At 73.3% G+C, this 13234-nt stretch carries 9 protein-coding genes; 2 read left to right on the top strand and 7 right to left on the bottom strand.

The window, feature by feature from the left end; translation table 11 throughout:
- Positions 1 to 9: 9 nt before the first annotated feature.
- From ACFYO9_RS18930 to ACFYO9_RS18910, 5 genes are all read right to left on the bottom strand, one after another.
- On the bottom strand, positions 10 to 912 hold the full coding sequence (locus ACFYO9_RS18930; protein WP_358779230.1) for an aromatic prenyltransferase: 903 nt from the start codon (positions 910 to 912) through the stop codon (positions 10 to 12).
- Between the two features lie 558 nt (positions 913 to 1470).
- Complete coding sequence (locus tag ACFYO9_RS18925) at positions 1471 to 1878, bottom strand: DUF3099 domain-containing protein (protein ID WP_358779231.1); 408 nt, start codon at positions 1876 to 1878, stop codon at positions 1471 to 1473.
- Between the two features lie 379 nt (positions 1879 to 2257).
- Complete coding sequence (locus tag ACFYO9_RS18920; RefSeq protein WP_358779232.1) at positions 2258 to 4027, bottom strand: cytochrome bc complex cytochrome b subunit; 1770 nt, start codon at positions 4025 to 4027, stop codon at positions 2258 to 2260.
- A 425-nt stretch (positions 4028 to 4452) separates the two neighbouring features.
- Positions 4453 to 6021, bottom strand: coding sequence for an FAD-dependent monooxygenase (locus tag ACFYO9_RS18915; protein ID WP_358779233.1), 1569 nt, complete (start codon positions 6019 to 6021; stop codon positions 4453 to 4455).
- A 742-nt stretch (positions 6022 to 6763) separates the two neighbouring features.
- Positions 6764 to 7828, bottom strand: a complete 1065-nt coding sequence (locus ACFYO9_RS18910; protein ID WP_355820476.1) for a polyprenyl synthetase family protein — start codon at positions 7826 to 7828, stop codon at positions 6764 to 6766.
- Positions 7829 to 8562: 734 nt separating this feature from the next.
- On the opposite strand from ACFYO9_RS18910, the gene ACFYO9_RS18905 reads away from it, so the two are divergent.
- Both ACFYO9_RS18905 and ACFYO9_RS18900 read left to right on the top strand, forming a co-directional pair.
- Positions 8563 to 9186: a hypothetical protein gene (locus ACFYO9_RS18905; protein WP_358779234.1), complete on the top strand. Its 624-nt coding sequence runs from the start codon at positions 8563 to 8565 to the stop codon at positions 9184 to 9186.
- Positions 9183 to 9404 carry a helix-turn-helix domain-containing protein gene (locus tag ACFYO9_RS18900; protein ID WP_358779235.1) on the top strand — a complete coding sequence of 74 codons (222 nt, stop codon included), beginning with the start codon at positions 9183 to 9185 and terminating at the stop codon, positions 9402 to 9404. Before ACFYO9_RS18905 ends, ACFYO9_RS18900 begins: the two co-directional genes overlap by 4 nt.
- Positions 9405 to 9476: 72 nt before the next feature.
- Here the strand turns inward: ACFYO9_RS18900 and ACFYO9_RS18895 are convergent, their stop codons facing one another.
- A complete protein-coding gene (locus ACFYO9_RS18895; RefSeq protein WP_358779236.1) occupies positions 9477 to 10964 on the bottom strand; it encodes an adenylosuccinate lyase family protein in 1488 nt (495 codons plus the stop codon).
- A 14-nt stretch (positions 10965 to 10978) separates the two neighbouring features.
- Entirely contained in the window at positions 10979 to 13015 is a 2037-nt protein-coding gene (locus ACFYO9_RS18890; RefSeq protein ID WP_358779237.1) for an FAD/NAD(P)-binding protein, read from the bottom strand.
- Positions 13016 to 13234: the final 219 nt, after the last annotated feature.

Genomic DNA, 13234 nt, shown 5'->3' with positions numbered 1-13234 from the left:
TACGGGGCCTTACGAGCGCCCGCCGATGTAGGAAAGGTTCAGCCGGCTGTTGGTGCGCCACTGGTAGTACGACTGGAGCTTGTAGTACTCCTCGCCGCCGGAGGTCACCGCGGCGTAGACCATCTTGGGCGTGCCGGCGCCGTAGGGGTTGGTCTTGAGGAACTGCTCGACCTTGCTGCCCAGGCGGGCGGAGAGCTCCAGGGGGTTCTCCGTCTTGACGCTGTAGGAGATCCGCTCGACCTTCATCGAGTCCCAGTTGACGGTGGCGTAGACGCCGAAGGCCTTGCCGCAGAAGTCGAGCATCTGCTCGCTGGGCTCCTGCAGCCCCATCTCGCGGTGCATGGCGCGCACGGTCTGGGGGGCCACCACCTCGGGCGAGGCCGCGAAGTACACGTTCATGGTGCGCCCGGCGTAGTCGATGCCGATCAGGTCGACCTTGTCGGCCAGGCCGTAGCGGGCGAAGAAGTCCTCGTTGCGGGCCAGCGCGGCGGGCATGGAGGGCACCTGCGCGAGGTGGGAGATGGACTCGTGGCGGCCGCCGGGGAAGTACACCCAGATCTTCTTGAAGCCGCCCTGGACACCGAAGTCGACGCCGTAGCTGTCGACGGCGCAGTGCTTTTGCACCTCGGTGACCAGCGACTCGATCGGGTGGCCGGTGGGGGTGGTGAGTTCCTTCTCCAGCGCGGTGGCGTAGGGGTCGATGCCCTTGGGCACGGTGAACCGGCAGTCGAACTCCCCCTCGTGGCGCGCGTTGGTCGCCACCCGGAAAGCGATCACGGCGTCCGGCAGGACCTCCTCGAACGCAGTCAGGATCGGCCACACCTTCTCGCGCGCGCACGCCACGCCCAGCAGCCCGGCTGACTCCTCGACGGCTGCGTAGACACCTGCCGGATCGGCGGTTCCCGACATCATTCCTCCATGGGTGGATTGCGGCGCCGGTATGAGCGGCGGCGGTTACGGGCGGCGGCGCGCCGGAGCGCGGAAAAAGGACGCGGGCCGGGCGGGCCGGGCGGTCGGTGTCCTGCCCGGCGGCATACGGGCGGGCCGCGCGAAGACGCCGGGCAGCGGGGCGGGTTGCCGCGCGCAGCGGGCTCGGCCGGTGTCCGGGGAAAACAGAGGGAGGGTGAGGGGCCCCTGGGATCGGCGCGCGGTTTCCTGCGCGGATTTCCGTGCGGTGTCCCGGGCCCGGCTCAGCTCCCCTGCCGCCGATGCTCCACGCTCCGCGAAGGGAGGGGGCTTTTCGTTTTCGGGCAGGGGAGGTCTGCAGAAATAGTGACACGGGCCGGGCCCCACACCAAGAGCCCTTCGAAGTGACGTGGGTCACTCCAAGTGGCGGTGTGCGCGGCGCACTTGCCAGCAGAACAGCGGGCGCCCCGGCACCGGCGGGAGCGGGGCAGGCGCGGCAGCCCCCGCTCCCCCAACTCCCCTACATATACGGGGTGTTGACGGGGCTGCGGGGCAACGGGCGGGTCAGGGAGCGGGGTTGTGTGCGGGAGGCAGGATGAGGGTGGGTTCGAGGGGGGTGCGCGTGGTGCTGTCCTCGGGCAGCGGGGCCAGGGCGGCCCGCTCTCCCCGCTGCTGGCGCCAGCCGGCCTGGGCGGCCACCACGGCCACGTACGGGATGGCGACACCGCCGATGAGGGCGCACACGGCCAAGGCCGGCCAGCGGTTCCAGGTGAGGGCCATCAGGACCACGCAGGCGGTGCGGACCAGCATGGCGCCCACGTAACGGCGCTGGCGGCCGCACAGTTCCTGGGTCAGACCGGTGCGCGCGGCGGTGCCGGCGGTGAGGGAACCCGGCCCGGGCCCGGGCGGGGGCGCGGGTGCGGGGGTGAGGGCGGGCCGGGGGTGGTCGCGGTGGCCTGGGGGGCGGTACATGAGGACCATCCCTTCTGCGGCCCCGGCCGGGCGGGGCCCGGGACCGGCTGCCCGGCGGGCGGGGCCGGACGCGTGCGGTGCACGGAGGGGCGGGCGCGGTGCGGTGCGGTGCAGGCGGTGCACGGGGGTGCCGGGACGCGGTGCGCGGGGCCCGGTGCGGTGCGGGAGGCCGGTGCTCGGGAGGCCCGGTGCGGGAGGACGGCGCTCCGGGGCCCGGGGCGGTGCGGGGCGGGACGAGGTGGGGCGGGGGGATGCAGGCGGTACGGGGGTGGGGGGGACGAGGTGGTGTGGGAGCGGGATGCGGGCGGCGCGGGTGACCCGTCCCCTGGTCGCCCGCGCCGCTGCCCTCGGCCCGGCCGCACGGGGCCGGGCCGCTGGGTCAGTGCCGTTGCTGGTCGGGCTCGCGTCCCTCGACGGCGTCCGGCGTGTGGCCGTTGGCGGAGCCGTGGCCGTTGACCGGGGTGTGGCCGTTCACCGGCGCGTGGCCGTTGAGGGGGGCGTGGCCGTTGACGCCGGCCGGGCCGTGGTCGAGGTGCTCCAGGGCCTGGCGCATCTCCTGCTCGGTGGGGGCGGCTATCTGCCCGCCGGAGAGCCAGCGGCTGAGGCGGTGACGGACCAGCTCGGTGCGGGAGTTGGGGTTGGGCACGCCGTCGCGGTCCTCGCGCAGCGGGGCCGGCAGCGGCTGGTGGATCTCGCGGGAGAGCAGCATGTACTCCTGTCCGCGTTCCAGGCGTTCGTGGACCTCGATGAACTCGCCGTGCGGCAGGCGCTTGATGCGGCCGGTCTCGCGGCCGTGCAGGAGCTTGTCGCGGTCGCGCAGTTGCAGGCCCAGGCAGATCCGCTTGGTGATGAGGTAGGTCAGGGCGGGGATGATGAAGACGCCGACGCGCACGCCCCAGGTGATGGAGTTCATCGACAGGTGGAAGCGTTCGGCGAGGATGTCGTTGGCGCCGCCGAAGAAGAGCACCAGGTAGAAGGCGGCCAGGGAGCAGACGAACGCGGTGCGGGTGGGCTGTTCGCGGGGCCGGTCCAGCAGGTGGTGTTCGCGTTTGTCGCCGGTGATCCAGGCCTCGATGAAGGGCCACAGGCAGGCGATGCCGATGAGCAGGGTGGGCAGGACGACGGCCGGGACGAGCACGCCCATGTTGACGGTGTAGCCGGCGACGGCGAACTCCCAGGCGGGGAAGGCGCGCAGGGCCCCTTCGAGGAAGCCCATGTACCAGTCGGGCTGGGACCCCTGGGAGATCTGGTCGGGGCGGTAGGGGCCGTAGACCCAGACGGCGTTGATCTGGGCGATGCCCGCCATCAGTGACAGGACGCCGGAGACCAGGAAGAAGAAGCCGCCGGCCTTGGCCGCGTAGTGCGGCATCAAGGGCTGGCCGACCACGTTCTGCTGGGTGCGGCCCGGGCCGCGGAACTGGGTGTGCTTCTGGTAGACGACCAGGATCAGGTGGACGGTGACCAGGGCCAGGATGATGCCGGGCAGCAGCAGGATGTGGAAGCTGTAGAAGCGCGGGATGACGTCGGTGCTGGGGAACTCGCCGCCGAAGAGGAACATCGTCAGGTAGGTGCCCACCAGCGGGATGGCGAGGGTGACGCCTTCGGCGATGCGCAGGCCGGTGCCCGAGAGGAGGTCGTCGGGCAGTGAGTAGCCGAGGAAGCCCTCCAGGGTGACCAGGACCAGCAGGACCACGCCGATCAGCCAGTTCAGCTCGCGCGGCTTGCGGAAGGAGCCGGTCAAAAAGTGGCGCAGGGTGTGCGCCATCGTCGCGGCGATCATGGTGAGTGCGGCCCAGTGGTGCAGCTGGCGGATGAACAGGCCGCCGCGGACCTCGAAGCTGATGCGCAGCGTGGAGGCGTAGGCCTCCGACATCTGCACGCCCTGCAGCGGGACGTGCGGGCCCTCGTAGACCGTCTCGCCCATGCTCGGGTTGAAGAACATGGTGAGGTAGAGGCCGGTGAGGATCAGGATGATGAAGCTGTAGAGGGCGATCTCGCCGAACATGAAGGACCAGTGTTCGGGGAAGACCTTGCGCATCAGGGTGCGCCACTGGTAGATGCCGAGGCGTCCGTCGGCCCAGTCGGCGATGCGTTCGCCCTGTGGCGTCTTGCTCCGCTCCCGCTGCGGTGCATCTTCGGTGATGCTCATGCCCGCGCGCCCTCCCCTCGCCGCTCAGTGGTCACAGGCACACCCGTGCCGGCCGGTGGACGGTCGGTGGTGGGGGCGGCCTGCAGCGGCGCAAACGGGCCCGTGCCCTGGAGCGGAAGGAACGCTATCGGGGCCCTGAGCGGGCCGACAACCGCGCTCCAGCCGGAACCCGGCCCCAACTCCACTGTCTTTTTAGGGCTCTTCGAGTTGTTCTCAAGTGCCGGGGTGCGGCCGGTGTCCAACAGGGCGTACGAGAAGGGTGAGTTGTGGCCGCGCGCTCTGCCCGGGTCGCTCAAGTCGGCCTGAACAGCGGGAAGTTGCTGCCTTCTTGTCATGGTCGAACCCTATGTCCACGGGGTGTGGCGCCCGCGCCCGCCCTCCCCCGCTCTCCCCCCGTATCTCCTGGGGCGGGCGGTGGGTGTGTTTCAGGTTCTGCGGCTCTTGGCGGCCGGGGCCGGGGGCGGCCACTGGGCGGAGGAGCCGGGCGGGTTCAGCAGGGCGGAGCCGGTGGCCACCCCGATGGCCGGGTCGGCGGGGCGGGGGGCGGGGCGGCGGGTGCGGGGGCCGTGGGGGCCATGGGTGGAGCTGGGCGGCGCGGAGGGAGCGGGGTCGAGGGGGCCGGGCGCGGGGCGGACGGTGGTGGGGCCGGCGGTGGTGGGGTGCGGTACGGCGGCCAGCGGTCCTGCCGCCTGGAGGCGGGCGACGAGCAGGGTCGCGGCGTGCGGGTCGGTGGGTGCGGCGGCGGCGATCTTGGCGGTGTGGCGCCGGCCGAGGTGGGCGCGCAGGCCCGTGGGGGCGTCCTGGCCGGTGGTGGTGCGCAGGTGGCGGGTGCTGGACTGCCAGGCGGGGGCCAGGCGGTGGGCCAGGGCGCGGCGCAGCCGGTAGGTGAGGCCGACGGTGGTGCCGTGGCCGGCCAGCAGGTGGTCGAGGACCAGCGCGCCCTGTATGGCCAGGGTCATGCCCTGGCCGTGGGCGGGGTCCAGGGCGGCCAGCGCGTCGCCCAGGACGAGGAACTGGTCGGGGAAGCGGCGCAGTTTCTCGTAGTGGCGCCAGCGGTGGTCCGCCTGGGTGCAGGTGTAGAGGGGGCCGAGGGGGGTGGCGGCCTCGATGACGTCGTGCAGCAGGGGGTGGCGCAGGGCGGCGGCGGCGTGCAGCAGGGCGGTGTGGTCGGCGGGCGGGGGCCGGCCGTCGCTCCAGCACAGCGTCACCGACCAGCGGCCGCCCTCGATGGGGGTGAGGGTGCCTTGGTGGGGGTGGCCGGGTGAGGCCATCAGCAGCAGGCCCTGCCAGTCGGCGACGTGGCCCACGGGTGGGGCGAAGACGGTGGAGACGTAGGTGGTGCGGGCGCCGGCCGTGCTCTCGCGGGGTGCCTCGTAGCCGAGTTCGGCCAGCCAGTGCGGGGCGCGGGAGCCGCTTCCCGAGGCGTCCACGACGAAGTCGGCCGGGATGAGCCGGCGCGGGCCGCGGCCGTCGGGGCTGGTGCGGTCGCGGCCGCGGGCCCAGACGCCGGTGACGGTGTCGTTGCGGTCGGGCTGCAGGGCGACGACCTCGTGTGCGCTCAGGAAGGCCACCCGGCCCTCGGCGCGCAGCCGCTCGCGTATCACCGCGTCGATCACGTCGCGGCCCGCGCTGAGCAGGGACAGGCCGCAGTCGAAGCGGGGCAGCCAGCCGTGCGGGCCGAGCAGCAGCATGTCCTGGGGCATGCGCAGGCGTACGGCTCCGGCGCGTTCGAGGTCCGCGCCGATGCCGGGGAAGAGCTGTTCCAGGCCTTGCTGGGCGGTGGTGGTCAGGGTGTGGGTGTGGCGGGCCTGGGGGACGCCGCGGCGCCGGCCGGTGCCGTGCGGGGGGCGGTCGCGTTCGATGAGGGTGACCCGGTCCATGGAGTTGGCCAGGGCGCGTGCCGCGGTGAGTCCGGCCAGGCTCGCCCCGATCACCACGGCATGGCCGCGGCCGCCGCTTGCGCTCCTGTCGACGCCGTGTGCGTCCAGAGTCATCGTGGCCGCCCTTCCGGTGCATATGTGGTTGCATCATGCGGTGTGGGCCGCCCCGGTCGGCGGGCTTTGCCCAACCCCCCTGTCCCCGCCTGCCGTTGGCCCGCGTCCCTGCCGGTTGGTACGGGGACACACGGTGCTGTCACCCGGTGGTGTGATGTGCCTGGTGGGAGCGGGGGCGCGGCTGCCGCGGGGGGCTCGGTGCGGGGGCGGTGGGCGGGGCGGGGCGGAAGGGGGCTCCAGCGCGCCTTGAGGGGTCCGCGACGCGGGCTCCGGCGGCCGTTGAGGCGGGCCGGCCGGGTGAACGGGTGGTTTTTTGGCGGGGGTTGCCGCCGTGCGCTTCTCCCCCGCCGCGGTGGGCCGGGGGGTGTCGCAGTCGTCCGGGGCCTCCGGGGCCCTGGTGCCGGTTGCCGGGCGCCGCCTGCGCACCGCCTTGCCCGGGTGGGCATCCCGCTCGCAGAGGCCGGTCATCGCCGGGGCGGGACGCGGCAGGGTGAGGTCCGACCCTCGCAGCAGGGGGTCTCTGCAGCAGGGCCAACTGCCCTGCCCGCGCGTGCGCTTCGGGGGCAGCCGGACGGCCCAGGCCCGCCGCCGCCCGGGACAACGGGACGCGCGGCGTGAGCCCCGCCCCCTGAACAAGGGCCAACCCCCGCACCTGCACAGGCACTTCAGGGACGCCCAGGCGGGCCCTGCCCGACGGCGGGACCCGGGCCCCCGGGCGTGGGGCGGCAGGGTGCGTCCGGGGTCAGGACGTGCGGTAGGCGACCCGTTCGGCCATGGCGGTCAGCTCCTCGCGCCATACAGGGGCGATGGGCGCTTCGGCGATGGCGGTGCGGCCCTGGTCGACGAGGGCGGCGATGTGTTTTTCGACGTCGTCGGGGACGCCGGTGTCCAGCAGGCGGCGGCGTACCTCTTCGGGGGTGTGGCCGGGGGTGGTGATCATGTGGTGGATGCGGGGATCGCGCTGCATCGCCCAGCCCAGCAGGAGGGTCATCTTGTGCTGGCTGAAGTCGAGTCCGGCGGGTTTGCCGGTGGCGGCGGAGTCGCCGAAGGCGTCCAGCAGGTCGTCGCGGAGCTGGAAGGCCTCGCCGACCGCTTCGCCGTAGCGTTCGAAGGCCGAGGCGAGGTCGGGGCGGCCTGCCGCGCCCGCGCCCAGGGCCAGCGGCCGGTGGATGGTGTAGTGGCCGGACTTGGCCAGGGCGATCCAGCGGGAGAGCTGGGGGTCGACGTTGAACTCGGCGGCCGCGCTCATGTCCATGTACTGGCCGATCATCAGTTCCGAGCGCAGCCGGTGCCACACCGCGCCCGCCGCCGCGGGCACGGGGGCCATCAGCTGCTCGGAGTAGACCAGGGCCAGGTCGCCGACGAGCAGGGCCACGCCCTCGCCGAAGCGGCGTGACTCACCCTGCCAGCGGTGGTGGCGGTGCAGGGCGGAGTGGCGGGTGTGGACGGTGGGCAGGCCGCGGCGGTGGCTGGAGGCGTCGATGATGTCGTCGTGGATGAGGGCCGAGGCGTGCAGCATCTCCAGGGCCGCGGCGGCCGCGACGACGGCACCGTCGTGGGCCTCGCCGCCGGCGGCGAGGTAGCCGGCGATGCAGAAGGCGGGGCGGATGCGTTTGCCGCCCGCGGCGACCAGCTCGCTCAGTGCGTCGACGGCGCCGACCGCGCGTTCATTCACCGCCGCCCATAACTCGTGCTCGGCGGAGAGGAATGCGCGCAGATGTTCCTCCATCTCCTGCAGCAGATTGTCGCGGGTACGGCGTGCCGTTGCCGCCCCTTGTTGTTCCGTGCCGATACAGGTCATTTCCATGGCCACAGCCTTTTCCTTGTCGGGGGTACGTGCTGAAAGGGGGGGAGGTCGGGCGAGGCGGCGGGGGGACCGGCCCGCCGCCCGCGCGACCGGCCCGGCGGGGCGTGCGGGGGCGTCAACAGGGCGGCATGGGGCGGGAGTTGGCGCGGCGGGGCAGGGGGGTGCTGGTGGGAGAGGCTAGCGGGGCCGGCCTGCGGCGGGCCGGGGTCCGGGTGCGGTCCGGGTGCGGCGCCGCTGGAAGAAAGCTGGAGTTCCCCCGCAAGAAAGAGGAATCTAGAGTTCCCCTTTAGGGGGGATCGATTACGAAAGGAAAAATTTAACGCCGCTGGATTACCGCTCTCTTACCGGCGGGGTGCACGTTGACACCCTGCGACCGCTCGTGGAACTCTCCGATGTGCATCCATGGCTGCGGCTGGGCAGCGTGGGTATCTGGGCACCAACCGGGGGGATGGAATGCGCATGAGGGCCGTATCCAGTACACAGACCGGAGCCGGCGCGTGCCGGGCCGCATTCACGTCCGCCGGAATTTCCTGACCGGGAGCGCCCGTTCACCGCGGCGTCCGTCAGCGGCCCCTGCCCTTCGGGCCCCGGCCCTGCCCTCCTCGCCCCCTTCTTTCCCTTTCGCGGGATTCATCGATCCTTGATCCTTTCTTCACCACGGCGTCCGGCACGGTTTTTCTATGTCTGCGGCCGGCCGGGCGCGGGGCGCGTTCAGCTCATGAAGGAGATTCACATTGGAGTTTCACTCATGCCCGAGGAACCATGCCCAGGACTTACCCGCCACGGCCGGATCGGTCCTGTGTGCCCTCTGCGTCGAGCAACTGGAGCGTAATCTGCGTACCCTTCCCGGACTTCACCAGGAAGGACTGCACCACATTCTTTCGACGTCCCGCCGCAGGAACCCGACGAAGGTGTCGGGCAGCCGTCGGCGCGATCACCTGAATATTTCCGCACTCGATGCCAGGGACAATATTCTCGCCATCCTGGAGTCGTGGTCGGGGTATGTGATGGAGAAGCTCGGACAGGCCGCTCCGGGGCGTTCCGTCCCGCATCTGGCGTGTTTTCTGTTACGTCATCTGGAGTGGCTCGCAGCCCAGGCGCCGGCCGTGGAATTCGCCGACGAAGTCGAAGGCCTGCACCAGGAGTCGCTGCGGGCGATCGACCCCGAACCCGACGAGCAGCGCCCGCCCGCCATCGGGTGCGTGGTGCAGGACTGCCCGGGGACGATCAGCACCGCGCCGCCCGGCACCCCGCCGCAGAGCACCGGCGTGAGCTGCACGTCGGGGCACTTCTGGGAGATGCGCGAACTGCTCACCCTGCGCCACCACATGGACCGGCAACAAAAGGACGCCGCATGAACCGACCGCCCCGCCACCGTCTGGTCCCCACCAATGTGGCCGCCCTGGCCACCGGGGTCTCCGAAGCGACCATCCGCAAGTGGGTGAGCCGCGGGAAGATCACCCGCTACGGCACGCCGGGACGCTCGCAGTTCGACATCGAGGAACTCACCGAGATCGCCCTGCAGCGCAGCACCTCCCCCACACCCGCACCCACGCCCGCCTCCTGCAGCTCCTGAGCCCCTGAGCCCCTGAGCCTCTGAGCTCAGGAACCGCACGGTGCGTCCGGTGCGTGGGGTTCGGCGCCGGCATCACCCTCGGGTGGTGCCGGCGTCCTCGTGTGCCGGCTGTGGTGCCAGGGTGCGGGTCAGGGCCCGCTCGGTCAGTACGGCCGCGGCCCCGGTGTAGGCCTCGGGGTCGAACAGGGCCGCGCCGGGCTCCTGTTGGACCAGTGCGGCGACTTCGGGGTCGGCGCGCAGTACGTCGGCCAGTGCCAGGCCCTGCTCGGCGGCGCGGGCGCAGGCCCGCTCCAGCAGGGCGCGGGCGGGGGCCGGGCCCAGGTGCCCGGCGAGGACCGCGCCGATCTTCTCGGAGACGATCCGCCCGGCGGTCAGGGCGGTGTTGGCGCGCATCCGGTCGGCGTCGACGCGCAGGCCTGCGGTGAGTTCGCCGGCCTGGCGGGCCGCTCCCCCGGCCAGCCGCAACAGGGCGCGCAGCGGCTCCCATTCGGCGTGCCAGGCCCCGGCGGAGCGTTCGTCCTCGCTCAGCATGCAGCCCAGCACGCCCGCCGCCAGCGGGGGTGCCTGCAGGGCGGCGGAGCGGATCGCGGCGGACAGGACGGGGTTGCGTTTGTGCGGCATCGCCGAGGACGCGCCGCGCCCGGCGGGGCCCGGCTCGTGGACCTCGCCGACCTCGGTGCGCGTCAGCGACAGCACGTCCACGGCGATCTTGCCCAGGGCGGTGCAGGTGAACGCGGCGGCGTGCGCCAGGTCGGCGACGGGGGTGCGCAGCACGTGCCAGGGCAACAGGGGCGCGGCCAGGCCCAGTTCGGCGGCGAAGGCGGCGCTCAGATCGCGGGTGTGGGCGGCGGGATCGGCTGCGGGGGCGTGCTGGAGGTAGCCGGCCAGGGTGCCGGCGGCGCCGCCGAGCTGGACGGGTGCGCGGGTGTGCCAGTGGGCCAGTTTCTCCTCGGCGTCCAGGACGAGGTGGCGCCAGCCGGCCGCCTTGCAGCCGAAGGTGGTGGGCACCGCGTGCAGGGCCAGGGTGCGCCCGGCCATCAGGGTGTCGCGGTGGGCGCGGGCCAGGCGCGCCAGGTGCTGGGCGGTGCGGGCCAGGTCCGCGCGGATCAGGCGCAGGGCGCGGTGGGCCACCAGGACAGAGGCGGTGTCCAGGATGTCCTGGCTGGTGGAGCCGTGGTGCACGTAGGCGGCGGCCTCGCCGTCCCGGGCGGCCACCACTGCGGTCAGGTCCTTGACCAGGGCCACCACGGGGTTGGCGCTGTGCCGGGCGCGGGCGGCCAGGGCGGGCAGGTCGAAGTGTTCGGCGCGGGCCGCGGCGGTGATGGCCACGGCGGCGGTGGCGGGCACCGTGCCCAGGCGGGCCTGGGCACGGCTGAGGGCGGCCTCGGCATCCAGCATGGCCTGCAGCCACGCCCCGTCACCGACCGCTGCGGCCACCGGGGTGTCCGCCCAGACGGGGGCGAGCAGCCCCTCCTGCGGCACACCGGCCACGTACGGCCCACCGTCCTGCGCGTACGGCACACCGTCCTGCGCGGCGGGGGTGGGGTCGGCGGGGGGCATGCGGGCCTCCTTGGTCACGGCCGCTCCCCGGCCCGGGCAGGGGGGTTGGGGCCGGCGGCGGGGTGGGCGAGGGCGGCGCGGGCGATGGCGTCGGCGTCGGTGAGGGTGAGCGAGCCGACGCCGGGCCGGATGCCCGCGGCGGTCACCCAGTGCACGCCTTCGGTGGGCACGCCGAAGGCGAAGCGGCGCGGGTGGGGGCGCCCGGCCGCGTCGATGAGGTGGAAGGGGCGGCGGGTGACGGCCAGTCCGTCGCTGTCGTGGGGCTGCTGGGTGCGGGTGGGGATGCGGTGGGTGGTGCACTGGCCGCGCTCCCGCAGATCGCCGAGGAGTACGTCGCCGGTGCGGGCCAGCGTGGTGGCGGGCAGCCGGGCCTCGATGAGGAGGTCCGCGCGCCGCGCGGAGCCGGGCACGTACGGGGAGTGGGCGCGGTAGCCGCCGGGTGCGGCCTCCACCCGCAGGCCGGGCCCCACCACGCTCAGGACGCCGGCGTCGATCAGCGCGGTCATCTCCTCGATGCGGTGGGCCGGCGGGCCGATGGAGAGGTGGGCGTTGAGCGGGGTGTACCAGCCGTTCAGGTCGGTGCGGTGGGAGTCGCCGTGCAGCCCGGCGTGGTCGACGGCCAGGCGGATCTCGTTGCGCACGTCGCGCAGCACGTCCAGGGCGGCCTTGAGGGGGTTGCTGACGTTGCCGGCGCGGGCCTCGGCGACGTCCTGGCGCAGGTGGTCCACGAGCCAGCCGGTGAAGTCCTCGGGCCCGGTGAACTGCCGCTCGCGGTAGGGGCGGGCCAGGACCTGCCAGTCGAAGCGGTACTTCTCTCCGATGCCGTAGGAGTCCAGGACCGCCGGGCGCTGTGCGGGGGCGGCGGCCAGGTAGTCGGCCTGCAGCTGGTCGGCGCGGGCGCGGTGGCCGCGGGAGGTGAACAGGGTGCGGTAGTAGACGGTTTCGACCTCGTGGGCGATCAGCGGCCACAGGTGCTCGGTGAAGTCCAGGCCGCCTGCGCCCCGGGCGCGGCGCAGCGCGTCAAGGCGCCCGGCGGTGAGCACCAGCGGTTCGTGACGGTGGTGGGGGCCCTTCTCGTTCTCACCGCGGGCCTGGTGGGGGATGCCGCGCCGGGAGCCGGCCAGCAGGCGCGGCTCACGCCCCGAGGGCTGGTAGAGGAGCTGTCCCGCGGTGCGGGTGAAGATGCCGCCGCGGCCGTGGGTGAACTGGGCCAGGTAATCGAAGAAGTTCAGTCCCAGGCCGCGCAGCAACACCGTGGCGTGCTCCGGAACGGCGTCCAGGTCGACGTCGGCGGGATTGGCCGGCGGGAAGTGCGCCAGCGACAACTTTCGTGCGCGGGCGGCGAATTCGGCCTCCGTCGCGGTGGGCCGGGCCGGGAGGTGTCCCTGGCACAGGATGACGGCGTCCAGGTCCTCGAGCAGGCTCCCATCACTGAGCCGCACCCGCTGCCGCGGCGAACCGCCGCCCCCGCCCGGCGATCCGGTGAGGTGAGGATGTGGGTGGGGGTGGGGGTGGGGGTCCTCGTCCAGGCGCAGGGCGCGGCAGCGGTGGGAGGTGATCGTGACGGTGGCGGGGGCGGCCCGCACGATGCGCCTGTAGGCCCAGCACAGGTAGTGGCCGTAGAAGGCGCGGGTGGGGTAGGAGTCGGGGCCAAGGGTGCGGGCCTGGGCCAGGACACTCTCCGGATAGCGGTCCGGGCAGTTGTCCGGGCAGCCGTCCGGATGGTGGTCCGGGCAGCGGTCCTCGGCGGGCTCGCCGGCCAGGGCGGCGGCCCAGGCGTGCAGGCTGGGGCCGGGCTCCAGGGGGCCCTCCAGGTCGACGGTGGCGTCGGTGAACGCCGATATCTGCCCGGCCACGGTGTTCATCAGCAGGTGCGGCGACTGGTCGGTGCGCCACACCTGCCCGGCGCCGGGCGGGTAGGGATCCACGACGTGGATGCGGAGGGTGCGGTCGGCGGGCTGTGAGCGGGCGTTGGCGCACAGCCGCTCGAGCACGGACAGCCCGCGCGGTCCGGCACCGATCAGGCAGATCGTGCTGTGGAACGTGGTCATGTCGGCCGTTTCTGCTGGTCACGCGAGAGGGGCGGGAGCGCGGCGCGGGCCGGCACCGCACCCGAAGGCGGCGCCGCTCACGTCCGGTCCGGGCAGACACCCCCCCGTTGCCGCCGCCTGACGGACCGGGCAACGAGGATCGGGTGCCGCTCTCCGCACGCACGCCCCGCCCGGCCCCCAAGTGGACTGAGCCCGGGGGCGGGCACACGGCACGTGCGG

This window comes from Streptomyces sp. NPDC005863, from assembly GCF_042871345.1.
Lineage (GTDB): Bacteria > Actinomycetota > Actinomycetes > Streptomycetales > Streptomycetaceae > Streptomyces.
Note: the sequence above shows the minus strand (reverse complement) of the source record. Positions and strands in the feature narration are given on the sequence as shown.

Excerpts from the sequence above, each read along its gene's own strand:
- ACFYO9_RS18895 (WP_358779236.1), bottom strand. The coding sequence starts at position 10,964 with ATGCCCCCCGCCGACCCCACCCCCGCCGCGCAGGACGGTGTGCCGTAC.
- ACFYO9_RS18930 (WP_358779230.1), bottom strand. The coding sequence starts at position 912 with ATGATGTCGGGAACCGCCGATCCGGCAGGTGTCTACGCAGCCGTCGAG.
- ACFYO9_RS18925 (WP_358779231.1), bottom strand. The coding sequence starts at position 1,878 with ATGTACCGCCCCCCAGGCCACCGCGACCACCCCCGGCCCGCCCTCACC.
- ACFYO9_RS18920 (WP_358779232.1), bottom strand. The coding sequence starts at position 4,027 with ATGAGCATCACCGAAGATGCACCGCAGCGGGAGCGGAGCAAGACGCCA.
- ACFYO9_RS18915 (WP_358779233.1), bottom strand. The coding sequence starts at position 6,021 with ATGACTCTGGACGCACACGGCGTCGACAGGAGCGCAAGCGGCGGCCGC.
- ACFYO9_RS18890 (WP_358779237.1), bottom strand. The coding sequence starts at position 13,015 with ATGACCACGTTCCACAGCACGATCTGCCTGATCGGTGCCGGACCGCGC.
- ACFYO9_RS18910 (WP_355820476.1), bottom strand. The coding sequence starts at position 7,828 with ATGGAAATGACCTGTATCGGCACGGAACAACAAGGGGCGGCAACGGCA.
- ACFYO9_RS18900 (WP_358779235.1), top strand. The coding sequence starts at position 9,183 with ATGAACCGACCGCCCCGCCACCGTCTGGTCCCCACCAATGTGGCCGCC.